Annotated in this window: 14 protein-coding genes; all 14 read left to right on the top strand. The window is 35.2% G+C overall.

Features of this window, described 5'->3' with window-relative positions; translation table 11 throughout:
• Positions 1 to 215 precede the first annotated feature (215 nt).
• The 14 genes from tssD (M4I44_RS19185) to M4I44_RS19120 all read left to right on the top strand — a co-directional run bounded on the left by tssD (M4I44_RS19185) (position 216) and on the right by M4I44_RS19120 (position 20,612).
• The gene (tssD, locus tag M4I44_RS19185; RefSeq protein ID WP_017496361.1) at positions 216 to 611 is read left to right on the top strand and encodes a type VI secretion system tube protein TssD; all 396 of its coding nucleotides are present in this window, start codon (positions 216 to 218) and stop codon (positions 609 to 611) included.
• A 177-nt stretch (positions 612 to 788) separates the two neighbouring features.
• Positions 789 to 2,666 (top strand): type VI secretion system Vgr family protein, encoded by a 1,878-nt coding sequence (locus M4I44_RS19180; RefSeq protein ID WP_249965790.1) that lies wholly within the window; start codon positions 789 to 791, stop codon positions 2,664 to 2,666.
• An 82-nt stretch (positions 2,667 to 2,748) separates the two neighbouring features.
• On the top strand, positions 2,749 to 3,525 hold the full coding sequence (locus M4I44_RS19175; protein ID WP_249965789.1) for a hypothetical protein: 777 nt from the start codon (positions 2,749 to 2,751) through the stop codon (positions 3,523 to 3,525).
• Positions 3,526 to 3,815: 290 nt separating this feature from the next.
• Positions 3,816 to 5,216 (top strand): DUF2931 family protein, encoded by a 1,401-nt coding sequence (locus M4I44_RS19170; RefSeq protein WP_249965788.1) that lies wholly within the window; start codon positions 3,816 to 3,818, stop codon positions 5,214 to 5,216.
• A gap of 70 nt (positions 5,217 to 5,286) precedes the next feature.
• Positions 5,287 to 7,338, top strand: a complete 2,052-nt coding sequence (locus tag M4I44_RS19165; RefSeq protein WP_249965787.1) for a phospholipase effector Tle1 domain-containing protein — start codon at positions 5,287 to 5,289, stop codon at positions 7,336 to 7,338.
• Positions 7,339 to 7,341: 3 nt separating this feature from the next.
• Complete coding sequence (locus M4I44_RS19160) at positions 7,342 to 8,088, top strand: hypothetical protein (protein WP_249965786.1); 747 nt, start codon at positions 7,342 to 7,344, stop codon at positions 8,086 to 8,088.
• Positions 8,088 to 9,719 (top strand): PAAR-like protein, encoded by a 1,632-nt coding sequence (locus M4I44_RS19155; RefSeq protein ID WP_249965785.1) that lies wholly within the window; start codon positions 8,088 to 8,090, stop codon positions 9,717 to 9,719. The genes M4I44_RS19160 and M4I44_RS19155 overlap by 1 nt, the downstream gene beginning before the upstream one ends.
• Positions 9,720 to 9,721: 2 nt before the next feature.
• Positions 9,722 to 10,423, top strand: a complete 702-nt coding sequence (locus M4I44_RS19150; protein ID WP_249965784.1) for a hypothetical protein — start codon at positions 9,722 to 9,724, stop codon at positions 10,421 to 10,423.
• Between the two features lie 477 nt (positions 10,424 to 10,900).
• On the top strand, positions 10,901 to 11,296 hold the full coding sequence (gene tssD, locus M4I44_RS19145; RefSeq protein WP_017496350.1) for a type VI secretion system tube protein TssD: 396 nt from the start codon (positions 10,901 to 10,903) through the stop codon (positions 11,294 to 11,296).
• A gap of 381 nt (positions 11,297 to 11,677) precedes the next feature.
• Positions 11,678 to 12,541 (top strand): glucosaminidase domain-containing protein, encoded by an 864-nt coding sequence (locus M4I44_RS19140; protein ID WP_017496349.1) that lies wholly within the window; start codon positions 11,678 to 11,680, stop codon positions 12,539 to 12,541.
• Entirely contained in the window at positions 12,528 to 13,184 is a 657-nt protein-coding gene (locus M4I44_RS19135; protein WP_249965783.1) for a hypothetical protein, read from the top strand. Before M4I44_RS19140 ends, M4I44_RS19135 begins: the two co-directional genes overlap by 14 nt.
• Before the next feature lie 94 nt (positions 13,185 to 13,278).
• The gene (locus M4I44_RS19130) at positions 13,279 to 15,048 is read left to right on the top strand and encodes a type VI secretion system Vgr family protein (RefSeq protein ID WP_249965782.1); all 1,770 of its coding nucleotides are present in this window, start codon (positions 13,279 to 13,281) and stop codon (positions 15,046 to 15,048) included.
• 9 nt (positions 15,049 to 15,057) lie between these two features.
• Entirely contained in the window at positions 15,058 to 16,407 is a 1,350-nt protein-coding gene (locus tag M4I44_RS19125; protein WP_249965781.1) for a hypothetical protein, read from the top strand.
• A 2-nt stretch (positions 16,408 to 16,409) separates the two neighbouring features.
• Positions 16,410 to 20,612, top strand: coding sequence for a DUF6531 domain-containing protein (locus M4I44_RS19120; RefSeq protein WP_249965780.1), 4,203 nt, complete (start codon positions 16,410 to 16,412; stop codon positions 20,610 to 20,612).

Genomic DNA, 20,612 nt, shown 5'->3' with positions numbered 1-20,612 from the left:
TTTACTTGTTTTTTAAAAATGTATTTGTATATTCGTACAAATATTGATTGCGAATCACCCTCATCTTCCTACAAGAAGCAATTAAAAAAAGTACGTTAGTACAAAAAGAGGTATTCTAAAATCATGTAGAATACCTCTTTTTTTTTGTTCATACTAGTCACACAAAAAGAAAGAGGATTCTGAAAAACTTTATTTAACAACTTAAATTTTTTATTATGGCATTTAAATCAATTTTAGAATTCGAAGGAAACGAGTACCAAGTATTATTTTCAAAAGTTGATATGTTGAGACATACTGACGGTAAAGGAGCTGTTTCTTCTGAAATTAAAGGAGGAAGATTAAACTTGAGAGTAAAATCTACAGACAACACTACAGTTATCGAACAAGCGGTAAACAGCCAGCACAAACCAGTAAGCGGAAAAGTGAAATTTTTCAAAGCTGACTCTGAGCAGGTAATGAAAGAACTTACTTTTGAAAACGCTTTTATTGTGTTCTTTAGTGAGCAGTTAGACGCTTTGGCTGAAACTCCAATGACTACTGAGATTACATTCTCTGCAGAGAAAATTACATTAGGTAATGCTACACTAGATAACAACTGGGCTAAAATTTAATTTTTCTCATAAAACAAGAAGCAGTTGAGTACTGCTTCTTGTTTTTTTATTTTCAGAATATGACATCTTTTAGCTTAAAATTGAATTCGGTGCGAAGAACTTTTAAATAAAGGGCTTTGACTATACTCTGTTTAAGTTAAAAATTTTAAAGAATTAAACTTAAAACTAGACAGATTTATGGTCATTCCTAAAATAATCTTTGGTATAGACGGCAAAGAAATTTCTCATTTTACTAAAATCGATTTAAAGCAAACCATTAATGCTCACCATGAGTTTTCAATAAGTATTCCACATTCTGTTATAGAACGACCTCGAGCCTATACGATGGAAAGCGCCCAGGAATGTCTTGGAAAAGTGCTGCACATCAGGTTAAGTGGTAACAATAACTTTCTGGGAATTATAACAAACGTTCGCTATCAACAAGAATTGGGACATGTAGGCAGTCAAATTGTTATTTCAGGATATTCTAAAACTATTTTGTTAGACTACGGTCAAAAGTTGCATTCCTGGGAAAATCTCAATTTGAAAGATATGGTGCACGATCTCATACAAACTGCTGCAGGAGAACAGCTGCAATATGAAATCGAACCCGAATTTACTTCTAAAATAGAATATCAAACGCAATATCTGGAATCGGATTTTAAGTATATCCAGAGATTAGCCAAACAATATAACGAATGGTTATTTTATGACGGAGAAAAACTTTTTTTTGGAAAACCACAACAAGAAAGCTCTCCCATAAAATTAATTTACAATAAAGACCTGTTTAATTTAAGTATATCGGTAGAAGCAAAACCCCATCAGTACAGCGGTTATACTTATAATGAAAATATCGATCAGCTTTATCAGGCACAAACAGATGACAGCATCGTAGAGGGATTACCGAAATTAGGAAAAGATGCCTTCGAAGCTTCCAAAAAATTATACAGTACAGCTTCTTACGAGTTCGGACAATTTAGTACCGGAGATGATGTATATTTTGAGAGTATTCTCAAAAAGAAACAGGAGAGTATAGCTGCAGAAGGAAACTACATTTCGGCAACAAGCTCAAATCCAAAACTAAGAATCGGCTCTATAATTAATATCGAATCTCAGCAAATATTAGATAAATCAGAGGTTCTTCAAAAAGGATTGAGCACAAATAAGACGCAATTTGAATCGAATGAAATAGGTACTTATATTATTACCGAAATTACACATAAAGCTACTGAAATTGGAGAGTACGAAAATAGTTTCAGAGCACTTCCGGCTAAAATAAAAAAACTTCCCGAACCTCAGGTAGGCATGCCAATTGCACAGGAACAAAGAGCCGTGGTTGTGGCCAATGATGATCCTAGTGGTAATGGAAGAGTTCGTGTAGAATTATTATGGCAAAAGAAACAGCAGTCCCGTACACCCTGGCTGTATGTATTAACTCCTAATGCCGGAACCAGCGATATTGTAAATAAAAATCGCGGATGGGTTACGATACCGGAGGTAGGCGATCACGTAATGGTTAGTTTTCGTTACAATGACCCTAACAGACCGTATGTAATCGGCAGTATTTTTAACGGAAAAACAGGCGAAGGCGGTAAGCTGGACAATCATATTAAAAGTTTCTTTACCCGCTGTGGAAGCACCATCACTTTTGATGATAAGCAGAAAAGTATTCTGATAAAAGACCCGTCAGACAACAGTGTTTATTTGGATGGTGAAGGTAATATTACTGTAAATGCACCTAAAAACATGACCATCAATGTTGGTGATAATCTGGATATTACGGTTGGTAAAAATATGACTGTAGGGGTAGGTGGTAATAAGAAAACCACTATCGACGGTAACAACAGCTTAAAAGTTGGAAAAAGCAGTACAGTCGATATTACAGAACTCTACAAACTTATTACAAATATGTACGAGCAAAAAGTATCAGGTGATAAAACCGTAAAGATCAATGGTAATTTGAGTAAAACTACAGCCACAACAACTCACAAAGCCATAGGAGGAGATATTTTGATAAAAAGTTCGGGAATCTCAAAAGTACTGGGTGCCATTGATGCCAAAGTAAATAAAGGATAGCGCAGGCACATTGGTAATAATTTATCCTAATTGCAACAAAACGGTACAGGCAAAGAAAACGTAATCGTAATATCAAATCAGAATGAAGCAACTCTTATTTTTTATTTTTCTATTGGCAAATGTATCCTCTTTTGGACAAGCAGAAGAGGTACAAAAAGCAGAAATAGAAGGCGGTACATTATCAAAAAAGTATATTGACGGGAAACTGGAAAGTTTTATTGTAGAAATGTACGCGGTCAATTATGGAAACATCTTCAGTTTTACTAAAGAAAAAGATACCATTACAGTGAGTAATGGAGAAAAATCAGCTGCTGTTATTAAGATATATTTTAAGGATCAGCTGCAAATAAGCGAACTATTTTATAACAAGAAAATAGTAGGTTATTTTGAAGCTATAAATTTGAATATCGATCAGTTACCCAAAAGCAACAGCATCTATAGTTTTCTTGTAAATAATAAAATAAAGAGTTCTATAAGCCGCTTTGATTTCAACGATCTCGATGAAAATTTTGACCAAAATCTGATAAAGCTTTTTACTAGTTTAAATCATATTGCAAATGCTGAAAATTTAGATTCCGCTTTTAATTCAATAGCAACTTTTTTTTCCAAAGAAGATGCTCTTTACAGAATCTATTTAAGAAGTTATGCTGAAAAATTTGCCCCTCCGATAATTACCTATTTAAAAACGAATGAATCCGGAAAGATTGAATCCGGAATTGTCTGGACAGGAAAAGAGACCGGAAATGGAAAGTATGAAATTTATAGTAAAGAGAAAATAATACAATCAGGAATTCAAAACCTATCCAATTTTAAAAAAACTTTTAGGGAGTATTTTAATAAAAATGGAATTGAAAACTAGATAAAACATTCTTACCATAACGATAATAGAATAAAGAGTTGACAACTATGTAAAGCATACGGAAACAGGTTTAGTTAAAGAAAAAATATGAGATGTATCTTACTTTTGATATATTTACAAGTAGTTCGTTAAGATCGTACCAGTATGCATAAAACTTAAAAAGCATGAAGAAAATAGCCCTTTATTTACTATTATTTCTTATAACAAATACGTTAACAAGCTCTTGCCAGGAGAAAAAGCAAACCGATAAAAAGGTTAATAGCTCCGCAATAAAAGCCCCCCTTACTAATATGGAAACAAATTTTAAATGGCAGGAAGGTTTAAGCTGTCCTTCAGGATACCCTATACAAGTCTATAGAGGCTGGCTTGAAGGCCCGTTAGTATCAAATGGTGTAAACGAAGAGCCCAACAGTACAACCAGTATATACGGTTTTGGTACAACCACAGGAATAGGAGATTGGGGAGAAAATTCCTCAGGAATGAGTCAGGGCGAAAAACCAATTCCGCAAAGACTTAACTGTACGTGGTATTCGTATGTTGAAGATGTGATGTATCATATCGATACAGAGTTGGACTATCCTAAAATGGTAAAACTATTTAATGAAGGCTTTCAGAGCAACGTCCAAAAAAAGGGAAAAGTAATGACAACTTACAAGTACATTACAGTAGGTTTTGCCCCTGGAGGTGTAGTAGTAGTCTGGTTGAAAGGCGGACAGAAAGATGTAGAAATTGGACGCTATCAAGGAAAAAAGACAGAGATAAGTGCTAAAGAAATAGCTTCTTTGGACAGTCATGAACGACTGTTGTTTGATCCTGCTGACAGAGAGCGAACTTTAAAAAATCCGAAAATTATAGCGCCTGATGTTCAGGAAGCAAATAAAAACAAACCCATACCTTACGGACTTTGGGACAGCTACCGCATAAAATATAACTGGCGCCCTACTGCCGTATTCGTGAGGGAAGGAAAGGTACAGGACGAATTGTCATTTGCCTTATTTAATGGAGAGCGCGAAACGCTGTTAGAAAAAGAATTTGCCAAAAATGAGTATCAGGAAAGAGCAATCCCAAGAAGTTTAGGAATTCGTTGGTGGGATAAAAACGGACAGGGTTATAGTGGTTCATTTATTTTTGATGAGAAAGAAATTTTTGATGCCTTCAAAGAGTTGCGTAAAAAGAATCCTGAAGCAAATATTGATTTAGAAGTTAAAATAAACCCGGGTAGTGATTATTTGGGAGCCACCCTAAAAAACGGTACAGCTGTTATACCATTGAAAAAAAGTAAAACAAACGTTTTTGAATCAAGCATAGTGACAAGAGAATACAAATACAATTGGCATCCCATTTTTACGTTTCCCGAGGGAGAAAAGATGCCGGATAAAATTTATTTTTTGAGTCACACTTTGGGGCAGTCTCTTGCTGAAAAAAAAGAGATGAATCTACCGCTTCAGGAAAATGCGGCACCTTCCAAAATAAGTTTTGATTACAGCAAAGCGGATGGAGAAACCAGTTATTTAGAGTTGATATTTAAAGATGACGAAGTTCGTGAAACGTTTAGAGATATTGAAAAACTAAAGCCCGGAGCACCCATAGAAATGCAGGTAAAAATTGGTAAATCCTATAATTCCTGTACTATTACACTTAAAGGAAACGGAAAAGAATTACCAGTAAAATTCACTACTTATCAGAATTAGTCTTGTACAAAAAAAACACCAGTTTTCGAATCGTATTTACTAAAAGAATATACAAAACAGAATCATTGTTATGGGAAAAACATTTGTATACAATACAGGAGCAGCGGCCGATGATATAAAAAAAGAAGACCTACGAGTGACTTTTGGAATTTTTATAGACGGCACACTCAATAATAAGACGAATACCGATATGCGTAACAAGCATAGCCGGGGTAAAGATGCAGAGGGAAATATTGATTATTCAAAAGATAATGCGACGCTGGAAAGTGAAGACGAAAAAAAATATAAAAAAATAAAGAATAAAGGACGGATAGAAGAACTCCTCTCCAAGAAAAATAAAACGCCTGCTGAGGAAGCGGAGTTTAAAGCTATTGATGAAAGAGACAAATATCTCGTTGCCTCCTATAGAGTCCCTTTAAATGAGTTTGGTCTGGATCGTATGGGAACAGACAACAGCTATAGTAACGATTACACCAATGTGGCACGTATGTGGCAATGTTGTGAACAAAAAAAATACGCCATTTATGTACCGGGTATGGGAACAGATCACCTCATGCGCGACAGTACAGACGGTTTTGCCTTTGGTTCGGGACAAACAGGTATACGTGCCAGAGTGCGTAACGCTTGTGAGCAAATTGCAGATAAAGTAGCACAGAAGATGGCAGAGAGTGATGATGCGACAAAACTTGCTCAAATCACACTTGATGTATTTGGATTCAGCCGAGGTGCTGCTACGTCCAGAAATCTGGTCTACGAGGTAAACCATGATAGTGGTTACGCAAATGCAGTGAAAAAACAAATCCCTTGTGGAGTAGAATATATTGAAAGACCCTATTCGGAATCCGGTAGTGTACGCATACAAAAAATGCGAAATGCCTTTGTAGATGTCGATAATTACGAGATAGACAACAGTTATTTAATAAGAGATCAGCTCCCTAAGATGGGGCATTTAGGATACAGTTTGCTAAAAAAAACCAGCCTTGATTTTGATGATTTGAAAAATGTAGAGATTGTTGTCCGGTTTGTGGGGATTTATGATACCGTTTCGTCTTATTTTGAGGAGAATGGTGTTCGGGATCATTATGACGATTATGGAAATGTGAAAGACGAAGGAGGCAAACTCATAAAAGAAGCCTGGTCAACACATTTTAATGATGATATTGCCGAGCTGCATCTGAATAATTTATACTGTCAAAAAGTAGTACACTTTACAGCAAAAGACGAACATCGTCAAAATTTTGCTCTTACCCGAATCAATCAAATTCCCGGCAGATACATCGAAAAAAATTTTCCGGGAGTACATTGCGATATAGGTGGAGCTTACATGACAGAGAAAGAAGTTGTCGATGAAATCGGAACTCAGATGAAAGACAGACATTATGTTTCTGTTTTTCCAAATGGTTTTTTTGATGATAAAATGGGGTTAGAAGCACTAAGAAGAGACCTGATCAGACAGTATTGGTATAAAGAAGATCAAATTGAAACGAAAATTCAATGGAGTTTTCCGCCTTATAGTAAACTTACAGGCACCCGTGGAAAAAAAATAGAAGGCACCGAAGATCAGTATGAAGGAGTCAAAAAAGAGTATAGTTATATTCCGCTGCACTTTATGGAAACGTATGCCAGAAGTACTGAAATGAAGGAGTATTTTGTAGAAGAAACAGCTGTGAAATTTCCATTAGATGATTTTCTAACAGATGTAGAAAGCTATTTAACACCTTATGCCTTGGATGAAACCAACGAGGTGAAAGAATGGGATTTCATCAGTGACGAAGTAATCGAACAAAAAAGACTGGAAAGGATAGAAAAGGAGAGACGAGATGCTGAAATGTTGGATATAGAGCAAAAACTCAAAACTCATAATTATGAATTCGAAGAGCTCAAGATAGCAGTCGACAATTTACGGGTAGAGCAATATAAACCTAAATTAGACTTTGAGAAGCTTAAAATGCCGCAAAAAGAACCTGAAATGAAAGTAATTGATATAGAAGGTGTTACTGTTGTTGGTTACAGTTCGCAAACCATGTTGAGAAAGTTAAGGAATGAATACCTGCATTGGTCCTCAACAAGAGATTGGTTCGGGATGCAGCCCAATGAAGGCAGAAAAAGAAAAATACATTAAAGGATGACCTATTTAGATTACGATGTTGTATTCCCTCAGCTTGATAAAATAAATGAGTTTGTATTTGAAACGGTAACAACAGATTTCTCGAATCCAAAAAAGATAAAAAAAATAAATTACACCCGAAAGATTGCTATCACAAGATACAAAGACAATGGAAATGATAAGTTGTTTCAGTTATTTCTTTCCGAGATCGAAATCACAAGTAATTTATCTACAGAGAATATTATTTTTCTCAAAAGAATAGGAGCTGCTTTTGACGAAGTTGAAGTAGAAGTAAATAACTATGGCAAAATAATCAAAATAGTAAACTTTGAGGAACTGGGAAAGCGATGGGAAATTGTTCGTGCCAAATTGGCCATAGATAATGTTGGTTTTGTTGTAGAATCATACCTGCAGGATATTAGCAGTTCGGTAGAAGACGAGCAAAAAATGATAACATTCTTCTCCGATTATAAAATGTTTGGTTTGTATTTTTTTAGTTTATATAGAACCCCATCTCCTATTGAGCGGCAAAAAAAAATAATAGATTGTGGGAGCGCTGTAATGTTGGAACAGATTCATCCAAAAGATGAAAAATTGGACACCTACTTCATAAAAGGAAAACCGTTTGAAGAGAATTCAGAGACAGATAACATAAAATATGATGGTACTGTAGAGTACAGAGAACATCAGATAGAATTGGCAACATTAGAAATAGAAAAAGAAAGATTGAGCATTTTGTATAACATTAATAAAACATCACTCTAATGGCAAAACCAGATAATACTCAAAAACGAAAAGAACGCGAGGAAAAAGAGGAAGCCGAGGATGGCTTAAAATTTGTTATCGACGGAGCCAAACTAAAATGTGACTTATGTACCGTTCCGGAGGGCGACTTAAAAGTAAATTTTGACACCCCTACTATACAAGACAAAAAAGTAGCAACGATTGTCGAGAAAGACAAAAAAAGTGTAATCTTTAAAGGCAACTGCAAAAAAAGCCCGCAGAGTTCAAGTCCATGCGCTTCAGTAATGCAGCTTGCCGACTGGAAAGATGTGGGAACAGTGTATTTTCAGGAAAAATTTCCATTACTTCTTAAAAGTACAATTAAATGCAATTATGGAGGAGTCGATATTAAAATTACAGACTCTGCGCAACGCAATGCACCAGAAAAGATTGATACTACAGCTGCGCCTGTGCCACCGGTCAAAGAGCAAAAAACTTATAAATGTACGCACTGTGAGGAAGAGTTTACCAGTGAGTTGATCAGAAAAACGATAGATGTCAAAAAGTTATCTGCAAAACAAACAGAGATAATTGATTCTATTTTACCATATTTGAATAAATACAGAAAAGATTTTGGCTTAGATACATGTCTGAGGAAAGCTCATTTTATTTCTCAAATTGGTGTTGAAAGTGCAAACTTTACAACTTTTTCTGAATACGAAAATTATTCTAATCCGCCAGGCGTTTTTAGCTCAAGTCTAATAGAAATAAATGAGACTATAGTTAATTCATTGAAGGATAATCTTAGTTCTATATTTAAAATAGTTGATGCGAAAGGAGTAGCCCTTACTAAAACAAATGATGAATTAAAGATACTTCTTCTTAAAGACAAACCATCAATTGTTGATAAAGAACTTTATGCAGCTTTTAAAGGAGAAAAAGATTCAAAAGATAAGAAAAAATATAACGACAAATTAATTAGAGAAGTATTAAAAGCTGACAAAACAATTGATTATAAAATTTATCTAAAAGCACATTCGCACTTTGGAGTCCCTTTGATGTCGAGAGCGTATGCTCCTTATACAGGAGATAAAAGAGGATTAGGGAATGGAGACGAATTAACTAGAGATGGATGGAAATTTAAAGGACGAGGTTTAAAACAATTGACAGGAAGGGGGAATTATGCAAATTTTACAAACTATAGAAATAAAAATACTTTCACTGGGGATACTTCAGGGCAGATAGATTTTACAGCTGAAAAAGAGGGGGTTCAATTAAAAGGTAATTATTTAAAAATATCAGATGATGCAATGTATGCAACACAATCGGCATTATATTTTTGGAATGATGGGACAAAGAAAAATAAAAAATTTGCAAAGGAACATGCTGATAATGATGATATCGAACTTGTTATAAAATGTGTAAATGAGTACGATGGTAAAGTTGGAAAAAATAATAGAAGAGCCAATTTAGTAAGAGCAAGAAAAGAAGGTGCTTTTGATATTAATAGGCACTATAAGCTTATGTTAGAAAATGGTGATGATGGACAAAAAGCAGAAGCAAAGAAATATTTAGAGAAACAAAAAAAGGGCGGTGATAAAGAGGCTGCAAAAATTCTCGAGGAAGAGGAAAAAAAGAATCCTGCAAAAAAAGAAGAAGTAAAATCAAAATAGAAATGGGAAACAAATTTATAACAGTAGTACTTGTTTTTTTTTCAATTTCACTACATAGTCAGAGCCTTAGAATCTTAAAAGATTCTGTATATGTAGATTCTGGCTTTTTGATAATTGAAGAGTTAAAAATCAATTCGAATAATGAAAAGATAAATAATAAAGTATATGCAATTACGCAGAATACTTATGAAATATTTGACAAATCTTTTGTTGGTAGGCCTGAGGATAGAATCAGAATGAAAAAAGATACGCTCTCTAAACGTATTTTGAACAATACTTTACGAGAGTCAAATTCGGGATTTGAACATTATGAAATTTACTATGATAAAAATAAGATCGTTAGTTTTTCGATCGGAATTCAATCTTATGGATCACCGTGGGAAGCAATTCAGTATTATTGTTTTGATCTGAATAATGGTAAACGAGTTGGAGTAGATTTATTTGTAGATAAACCTGGACTGTTAAAAAAAATTAGAAAAAAATTAAAAGATCAGGACATTAATTTACCATTAAAACCAAGTGATTTATTAAATTTTAGAATAATCATAGATAAAAGTAAAAGCGTTCCGGACTTTTATTTTTCAATTTTTGATACTAAAAATTATAGGAATAGTGGATATGAAGAGTTTAGTGTTCATTTCGAATGGAGAGAAATTGAGAGCTATATCGTGCCGGTATTCAAAAAGAGATTATTGACTAAATAAAAAAAGAAAAGAAGGAATAGTTTTTTATAGTGGTATTGTTTTTTGTAACTGTTTTGATTTTTACGAATCCAAAGAACGGGATAAATTCATCAAAAAAGTACTGAAAAAATAAGAAAGAGTCTGGTAAGATTTTTTTATACGACTATTTTGGTCGTAGAAGAAAAAGATGAATTTTCTGTCAGCCCCCGTAAATACTGGATTCTTACATTTTCGATTAGCTTAAAGCAATATTTTTTCTTTATTTCTATGAAAAAGATTACGAATTAACTTGTTTTTCAAAATTGTATTTGTATATTCGTACAAATATTGATTGCGAATCACCCTCATCTTCCTACAAGAAGCAATTATAAAAAGTACGTTAGTACAAAAAGAGGTATTCTAAAATCATGTAGAATACCTCTTTTTTTTGTTCATACTAGTCATACAAAAGGAAAGAGGATTCTAAAAAACAATTTTTAACAACTTAAATTTTTTATTATGGCATTTAAAGCAGTTTTAGAATTCGAAGGAAACGAGTACCAAGTATTATTTTCAAAAGTTGATATGTTAAGACATACTGACGGTAAAGGAGCTGTTTCTTCTGAAATTAAAGGAGGAAGATTAAACTTAAGAGTTAAATCTACAGACAACACTACAGTTATCGAACAAGCGGTAAACAGTCAACACAAACCAGTAAGCGGAAAAGTAAAATTTTTCAAAGCTGACTCTGAGCAAGTAATGAAAGAACTTTCTTTTGAAAATGCTTTTATTGTATTCTTTAGTGAGCAGTTAGACGCTTTGGCTGAAACTCCAATGACTACTGAGATTACATTCTCTGCAGAGAAAATTACATTAGGTAATGCTACATTAGATAACAACTGGGCTAAAATCTAATTTTAGCTAGTTGGTGAAACAAGAAGCGATACGATATCGCTTCTTGTTTTCTTAAAAATAAAAAGATCCGAATTTTTTAGGCCTTAGTTTTAGTGGTTCAGCTGAAGGAAAATCTTAGTAAAAGATTTTCGTTCGTACTGTTTTTAGTTCCATTATCTGAAAGTTGAAATAATTTTTTCTTTTTATGTAGTAGATAAGTGTATTTCTAAAATATACTTTTTCTAAGGGATTTTATATTAAAGCAATTTTAATAGGGATGCCTTCTTAATAAAATAACCCCCAAACCCCAATGATACCGCAAAAAGTAACCTACGAAATAAATCCCCAAAAGAGATATTGTTTTATGACTATTGAGGTATCTCAATCTAAATAAACAATCTCATGGCTAAATCTTCATCTTCAGGAAAACATAAGAACGCCAGTTCATTAGGTGTCAAAGGACCTCAGTATAATAGACAAACAGGTCAGTGGGAAAATACGGACAAAGTGGGCGCAATGATGCAAAGAAGAAGTCCGCAAGGTAATCGTGTAGCCGAAGATGTTAAAGCTAAAGCTATAAGTGCACCACCTAAAAAAGAAAAACCGGTTCACCATCAGTTTTTGACCACAATTGCAGTCGAAATATATGATTTTGCAAAAGCAAAAGGTGCATCCTCCCAAGGAGCATTATTGGTATTGGCACAGGCAAGTTTAGAAAGTGGATATGGAGCATCTGCAATAAAACATGGGGACTATAATTTATTTGGAGTTATGGGAAAACCCTTTAAAAGAAGTACCAGTCACGGTACCGTTAAAGATTACTCCAATTTGGGTGGTTATCAGGCCGCTTTGACGGATTATTTTAACAAAATTGACAAAAACTGGAGCCATTTTTCCAGTATAATAAAAAATGACACCATAACCGCAGATGACATTGATAAGGCTTTTAATACCGGAACATATTATCCTACAGCCAAAGAAAGACATGGAGGAAAGTACGCCTATAATGCTGATATGGACAGCAGTGGTGCTAATCATTATGGCGAGCATCTGCTCAAACAAATTGGCGGAGTAAAGAAGCGTTTCAAAAATAGTTTAGACTTTCAAATAGAGGCTAATAAAGAAAGGTTAAAGGAAATAAATACAATCCTGACAGGCAATTCACTTTTGTTTACTGATCCCGTAAAAAGTACACTGGAAGAAGAAAAAAGACAGTTGGTGATTCAGAACGAAAAATTTAACACCGTTTCAAATGAAATTAACTAGCGAACTTAAATTACTTATAATCTTAACTTTTTTTGTTTTTCTTGGATGTAATTCGAAGAATAAAGAAAATGTTATTTCGATAAATGAAATTAAGAAGGAACAGGTAAAATTTGAAATTGACAGTTTAGAAGTTAAAGACCGAAAGGGACTTTTATATACCATTAAATATTATAAAGATAGTATTTATGTGAACCAGGGGAGACATAACATTATTAGAATCGCATATCCAAATCGATTCGATAATGTATTTCCTATAAATGGTCTTATTACCAATGATAAATCGACAAACGTTTACATCACAAACAATCATATTCTTTTATTGCCCCTGAGTGAGGTAAATAATAGAATAAATCTGATTGCAATTGATTTAATTAATAAAAAAGAAATTAATTATCAGTTCAAACAAAGATCTGATATCCTTACAACCGGGATTAATTCTTTTTATTTTAATGAAAAAAGCAACATAATTATAAGCGCAAACAGCTTAAATTATGAAGGAAAAACAACCGTTCATTATTACAAAATTGGTAAAAATTTAATTATGCATCAAGGCACTAAAGAGTTGAATTTAACCCCCGAAATGCTAGAGAACAATGAGACATTGTTGAAGTTTTTAAATACCGATAATAATAACATTCCTTAAATATAATAATCGATACAAGATTTATAAAAATTAAATAACACCACACTGATCCGATAGACATAAATAGTTAGTACTAACTAAAAAGATTAAAATAATGATACCACAAACCATAATTTTTGGAATAGATTCCAAGAGAATAAGCCATTTTACCAGTATAGAATTGGTACAAGTGATAAACGATCATCATCGATTTGAAATTCGTGTTCCCCATGCCGTTGTCGAAAGTCCTTTGGCTTACACTCTTGAAAATGCTCAGGCCTGGCTGGGTAAAGTGGTACACATCATGCTTGAAGACAAAAACAACTTTCTGGGAGTAGTGACTAATATCGATTTTGATCAGGAAATGGGACATTCGGGTAACCATATTGTCGTATCGGGTTATTCTAAAACCATATTGTTAGAGTCAGGTGAGAAGCTATTTTCATGGGAAGAATTAGCCCTAAAAGATATTGTCAAAGAAGCCATAAAAAATGGAGCAGGAGAGCAGTTGCAAAACGAGGTAAACCCTGAATATACCAGTAAAATGGACTATCAGAATCAATACCTTGAAACCGATTTTCAGTTTATTCAGCGATTGGCAAAACAATACAATGAATGGTTGTATTATGATGGAGAGAAGTTAATCTTCGGTAAACCTAAAAGTTTCGACAAGCCGATTTCTCTGACCTACAATAGTGATATCTCAAAACTAAAAATATCCGTACAGGCAGTACCGAATAAATTCAGTGCTTTTACCTACAATGAAAGCGCTGACAAACGCTATACCGCAAAATCGAAAGATACGGTAGGCGGTTTGCCAAAATTAGGCAATGAAGCTTTTGCCACTTCAAAAGAGGTATTTGCAACACCGGCATTTACACACGGGATAGTGAGTACAGGCGATGATTTGGTTTTAGAATCTTTTTTAAAAAAGAAACAGGAAAGCGCTGCTGCCGATACCAATTACGTTTCGGCAACTACTAAAAATACCAAATTAAAAATAGGAAGCATAGTCAACATAAAATCTAGTGTTTTAGAAAACGAAAGTATGATAACACAAGAAGTAGGCTCCTATATTATTACCGAAATTAGCCACTATGCGACCCATTTAGGAGAATACGAAAATAACTTCAGAGCGATACCTTCAAAAGTATTGAGTCTTCCGGAACCTGATGTAGCTTATCCAATAGCACAAACACAGCAAGCTCTGGTAGAAAGCAATACAGATCCTAAAAACAAAGGAAGAATTAGAGTGCAAATGCTTTGGCAGCAAGGTACTTCTATGAAAACGGCCTGGCTTCGTGTTCTAACTCCGGATGCAGGAAGCAGCGGAAAAGTAGCAAGTAACAGAGGAATGGTATTTATTCCGGATGTAGGGGATCATGTTATGGTTCATTTCCGTTATGGAGATCCAAACAGACCTTTCATTTTGGGAAGTGTATTTCATGGAAAAAGTGGTGGAGGCGGTGGCCAGGATAACAACAAAAGGAGTTTTGCGACCAGAGGTGGTACTTCTTTAGTTTTAGATGAAGGAGATAATAGTTTTACCGCAACAGACCCAAGTGGTAATATGGTAAAACTTAACGGTGACGGGACCATGACCATTTATGCTCCAAACAAAATAGACGTTTTGTCTAAAGAAATTAACATTCTTGCTGATGAAAAGGTAAATATAAATGGTATAAATGAGGTCAATGTCGACAGTAAAAAAATAGTTGCTGTTGGTACGGATGAGGTGAGTGTGAAAAGTGACACTCAAATCGGTAATGAAGCGCCAAGTATCAATATAAAAGGTAAAAATACCATTTTGGCAGAAGGAAAGGTTGTTGACATAGACGGTAAAACAATGACCAATGTTAAAGGTGGAGTGGTGAACTTAAATTAGAATTTAAAAATGCATAATACGCACAATCCTATCGCTGTAAGAGTCGAGAACATTCAGAAAATCTGGAACAAAACCCGAAAAGAAAAGCCAAAAGCTAAAGTATTCAGTATGGTTTGTTTTAAGGATGATTTTCCTTTATTGGATGCTTTCATTCACTTAGAATCTTCCGCTTATGGTAAATCCGAAGATTCGTTTGTTGCTTTTGTTGTTGATTTTGATGATAAAAAAGATTTTTACAGCACGATCATAGAGCAATGGATTGTAACTTTTGAAGAAGATCTGAAAAAAAATCCCAATTGGAATTGGAAAGATTTTGCCACTTTTAAAGAAGTACTTCCGGAAATTAATCAGCTTAGTATTGAAAGTCTGAAGGAATTCTACATCAAAATGCTTATTAGTTTTAAAGAATTTGAAGCAAAAACAGGAAATCTTTTGATCGTAAGTTTATTAATCAAAAAAGTTAGCAATGCCGATTTGTTGACCGAAAGTCTCAATGAACTGGCCGTTTTATTGCCGGAAAATATAGGTTTTCTGTTTTTGGATTATCAGGAAAGACAGCAGTATCGCGATGTAGTTTTTGCAGCAAAGGAAAACGGAACCATCATAGAAATTCCAAATCAGGAAATAAACAAAGCTTACAAAGAAATAGCTACACAAGGAAATCCAAATGATCCACAGGTACGCTACCGAAAATGTTTGTTTGAAATTGGTGAGGCAGCAAAAAATAAAAAGCAGGAGAAAGTAAAAAAACTGGGGAATGAACTTATCGACATTAGTAAAAGCACCGGAGAAACCAGCTTTTGGGCTTCGTCTTATTTGATCTATGCCAGCTTTTTATTCCAATTTAAAGACGAGAAGGAGCTTATTCATGAGCTATTGGATAAAGGAATAAAAATTACGACTCCGTTTTATAAAGAGAAGGATGATGTCGCGGGAATTTTAATGCAGCTATTAGTTTACAAAGGTTCGCATCATAGTATTATTGGAAATACAGATACAGCGATTGATTATTTTTTAAAACAAGTAGCAATTGCTAAGGAAATAAATCAGGAAATGCAGGTGATCAACGGTTATAATTATGCATTGCTGCTGGCTGCCAAGAAAAAAGGCAGTCGATATACCGAAATTTTAAATGATGCTTTTGAGTACGGATACGCACTAACCGACGAAACCCTTAAAATTGTCAACTTTACTTTTATTGCTGACAGTTATTTAGAGAGTGATCCTAAAATTGGGTATTCAGAAAAAGAAGCTGTTTTTAAACGAATGGTACTCATTTTTGGAGAAAACTGGAACGACAATCCAAAGCAAATAGCCAAACAGATACAAGAGGAATATCAATTAAGCAACACCTATTAATTATGTTACTAACCGATAATCATTTGACCATTGTGGTGGGGATAGACATCCATTTTACTACCCTGCCTCCATTTAACCCGTTTCATCCTTATATAGGTATTGTGATGGATCCTTTTGATTACGTTCCGTTTTTAGGTGCCACTGTGCATGTAAATGGTTTTAAACGTGGAAACTCGGACACTAGCGGTATCATAATACCTCTAATGCACATTCCTCTTTTTACACCACCCTGGCTTATGACACCTATCATTGGCCATGAAAGTATGAATTTTTTCGCCTCGAAAACCGTTTTTTCAGACGGTACGAGGATGAGTCCCAAAGGACATATGCTAATGACCTGTAATGATATCGGCATCCCCCTATCGATGTCTTTAGGGAAAACCAAAATAGGCAAGAAAATGCTACCGTTTGCCCCAACCCTTTTTGCCCCAACCTCATTTTCATTGCCTATCCCAACGGGGAAACCCGTAATGGTTGGTGGACCCTATCCTCCCGATTGGGGAGGAGTCCTTACAGGCTTATTAGCTAGTATTGGTTTTAGTACCTTGATGAAAAAAGTTAGAGGACTTGCTAAAAAAATTCATCTGAAGGGATCTAAAGCTACAAAAGGGCTTAGAGATTCGCTCAGAAAATGTGCACTTGATCCTGTAAATCTTATAAGTGGTGCTGTGATTTATGAAGGGAGCGATTTTAGTATTGCCGGTCCAATTCCTTTAAATTGGGAACGAAGCTGGTATTCAGACTCCCCATATGTGGGCTGGCTTGGTCATGGAACACATTGTGTATACGACAGAGCAGTAGAATTGTACCCTGAAGACGATGCCTTAGGGCTTCGTATGGACGACGGACGACTTGTTGCTTTTCCTATCCTGATGCCTGAAGAAGAGTTTTACTTACGCGAAGAAAAAACAACTCTTAAAAAAGTAAAGAATGGCTATCAGGCTTACAGCCATGATAGTAAATTTTGCTATGAATTCACCCAGTTCGACGGAAAAAAATATCAGCTTACTAAAATTATTAACTCTGATGGACTTTGTATTGTTTTTGAGTTTACAGGTAACCGTTTGAAAAAAATCATTGATGTTGCAGGAAGAGTGATCAAAGTAAGTACTAAAGACAGTTTCATTCAAAAACTGGAACTTGTTGGACCGGAACAGGATGAGCTTTTAGTAGCTTACGAGTACGATCCCGAAGGTAACATAAGTGCTATTTTTGATGCACTTCAAAAGCCAACAAGCATTGAATATGAAAATCATTTAATGATTAAAAAAACCGACCGGAACGGACAAATTTTTTATTGGGAATACGATAATCAAGACCGTTGTATCCACACCTGGGGTGATGGTGGTTGGCAGGAAGGCTGGATAAAATACTACCCTGAGGAAGGTTACAACCTGTTAACTGATGCCAACATGGCCGTAACTACTTATTATTATGAGCCAAGTCAATTGGTGACACAAGTAAAAGACCCAATGGGGAACAGCACCTTTTACGACTACACCGAATTTATGGAACTCTATCGCGAGATTGATCCCGAAGGACGTATTTTGGGTTTTAATTACGATGATTTGGGGAATAAAATCGGTACCGTTTATCCCGATGGGACAGAAGAAATCATGATTTATGATGAGGAAAATCGCCCGTCGATAGCCGTAGATCCCGAAGGCAATAAAACTGTTTATTTGTACAAAGAAGATAGAGAGGATCAGCTCAAAACGATTATTGCCCCTGATAAAAGCACTACCCATTTTACTTATCACAATAGCGGATTACTGGCCAGTGTTGCCAAAAACAACAACAAACTCGAACTGATTTATGACAATCAATACAATCTGATAGAGTGGCGCGAGAATAACAAGAAGTTAAAATCGTGGGAGTACGACCATCGTGGCCGCGTAGAAGCCATTTATACCCCAATGCAGATGGCTGATTATTTTAGTTACGATGCATTAGATCGGGTAAGACAAATTGTTGAAAAAGACAGTAATGTCATACAGTTCACGTACAACAATTATGACGAGATAATAGCTTTAAAAGACAATAAAAACAACATTAAGTTCAGTTATACCCCAATGGGAAGTCTTGCTACGCGGGAACAAAATGGAGTAAAAGTACGTTTTGATTACGACAGAATGGAGCAATTGCGGAGTATCAAAAATGAAGAAAATGAAGTGTACTATTTTGCCCGAAACAAAGCCGGGGACATTATAAAAGAAACCGCTTTTGACGGTATGGTCAAAAAATACCAGCGTAATCTCGCAGGTGAAGTTACCAGAATAGATCATGGTAACGGAAAATTTACCGAATACGAACAAGATACTCTAGGGCGCATTACCAGAGTCGACTATCATGACGGTACCTGGGAAACCTACAGCTACAACAAAAACGGACTTTTAACCGAGGCCGTAAATCAAAATGTAAGTATCCTTCTGGAGCGGGATGAAATGGGGCGTGTCGTAAAAGAAACTCAACAACAGCATCTTGATAAAATAGAAAATGCGATTACGCTTACTTCTACATATAATAAACTGGGGCAACGCACCCATATAAACACTAGTTTAGAAGCAGAGATTAGTACCCATTATGATTCAAAAGGACAGCTAGAACGTATAGAAGCCCAAAGCAACGAACTCAAAGAACAGCATCAAAAATGGGAAACTACCCTGAAACGCGACGAACTGGGAAGAGAAATAGAACGCTTCACTACAGGTGGACTCCATATTAAAACCAGTTACAACAACAACGGGAAACAAAAAGAACAAGAAGTTTTTGCCAATGGTAAACGCACCGGATCACGCTATTACAACTGGGATACCAACCAGCAATTGCGCAGTGTGGTGAACCAAATGACCTCCAATATCACCTACTTTGATTATGATGATTTTGGTAATTTGGCAAAGGCAGATTATAATGGTAAAGAACAGGTTTACAAAACCCCGGATGCAGTAGGGAATCTTTATAAAACTCCCGATCGCAGCGATCGCAAGTACGGTAAAGGCGGTAAACTATTACAGGACGAAAAGTACCATTACAAATACGACGAACTGGGCAACTTGGTACATAAAAGTTCCAGAAAAATCAATGAAGAGTTAAAATTCGAAGTGTCAGCCAACTGGATTGATCAATTGGCGGGCAATAAAACCGAAGAAACCAGATTACAGCAAGAACACGAGCAGTGGCAGGAGGGAGATACTACCTACAGTTGGCTAGCCAATGGAAGACTAGAAAGCGTAACCAATCCTGATGGAAAGAAAGTACATTTTGAGTACGATGCCTTAGGCAGACGCACCGTAAAAATTGCAAACCAAAAAATAAATCGTTATGTTTGGGATGGAAACGTTCTTATTCACGAATGGAAGTACGATCTAAGCGAAAGACCTAAGCTCATTGTTGAAGGCGATGATTTAGTATATGATAAACCGGAACCGATTGAGAATTTAATTACCTGGGTGTATCAGGAAAGTTCATTTGTACCAAGTGCCAAGATTATAGGAGAAGAAAAGTTTTCTATCATTAATGATTATCTAGGTAAACCTTTACAAGCTTATAACAAGAAAGGAGATGTAGTTTGGGAAACGGATTATGATATTTATGGTTGTCTGAAAGATTTAAAAGGCGATAGAAGCTTTATTCCTTTTAGACAATTAGGACAGTATGAGGATGATGAAACCGGATTGTATTATAATAGGTTTAGATATTATGATTCTGTGACTGGAGTTTATATCTCTCAGGATCCAATAGGGCTCGCTGGTAACAATCCTAATTTTTATGGGTATGTTTTTGATAGTAATTCCCAAATTGATATATTAGGGTTATCTTGTACAAAAGAATTAAGAAAAAACATAAATAAAGCCCAAAGAGAACTGAGAAAAAAAGGCTATATGAGGAGAGGCTGGCGTAAAGAGAAAGGTTCAGCTGCCCATCATATGGTAGCTGGTGATGATGTTAGAGCTGATCCTGCAAGAAGAATATTAGAAAAGCATCAAATAGATATTAATAGTGCCGAAAATGGGATCTATTTAAAACATATCGACCCAAATAGTATTCAACCTGGAGCATATCATAGGGTAATACATACCGATAAGTATTATGAGAATATAAATCAAAGAATTATTGATGCTGATGCATTAGGAGGAAAACAAGGTGTTTTAGATGAATTAAACAGCATTTCGGATGATCTCTTATTTAACAAAAAAATATGGTAA

The sequence above is a fragment of the Flavobacterium sp. B183 genome, assembly GCF_023539155.1.
In the GTDB taxonomy this organism is placed as follows: Bacteria; Bacteroidota; Bacteroidia; order Flavobacteriales; family Flavobacteriaceae; genus Flavobacterium; species Flavobacterium tructae.
The sequence above is the reverse complement of the archived record's forward strand: the minus strand, read 5'-3'. Positions and strand labels throughout refer to the sequence as shown.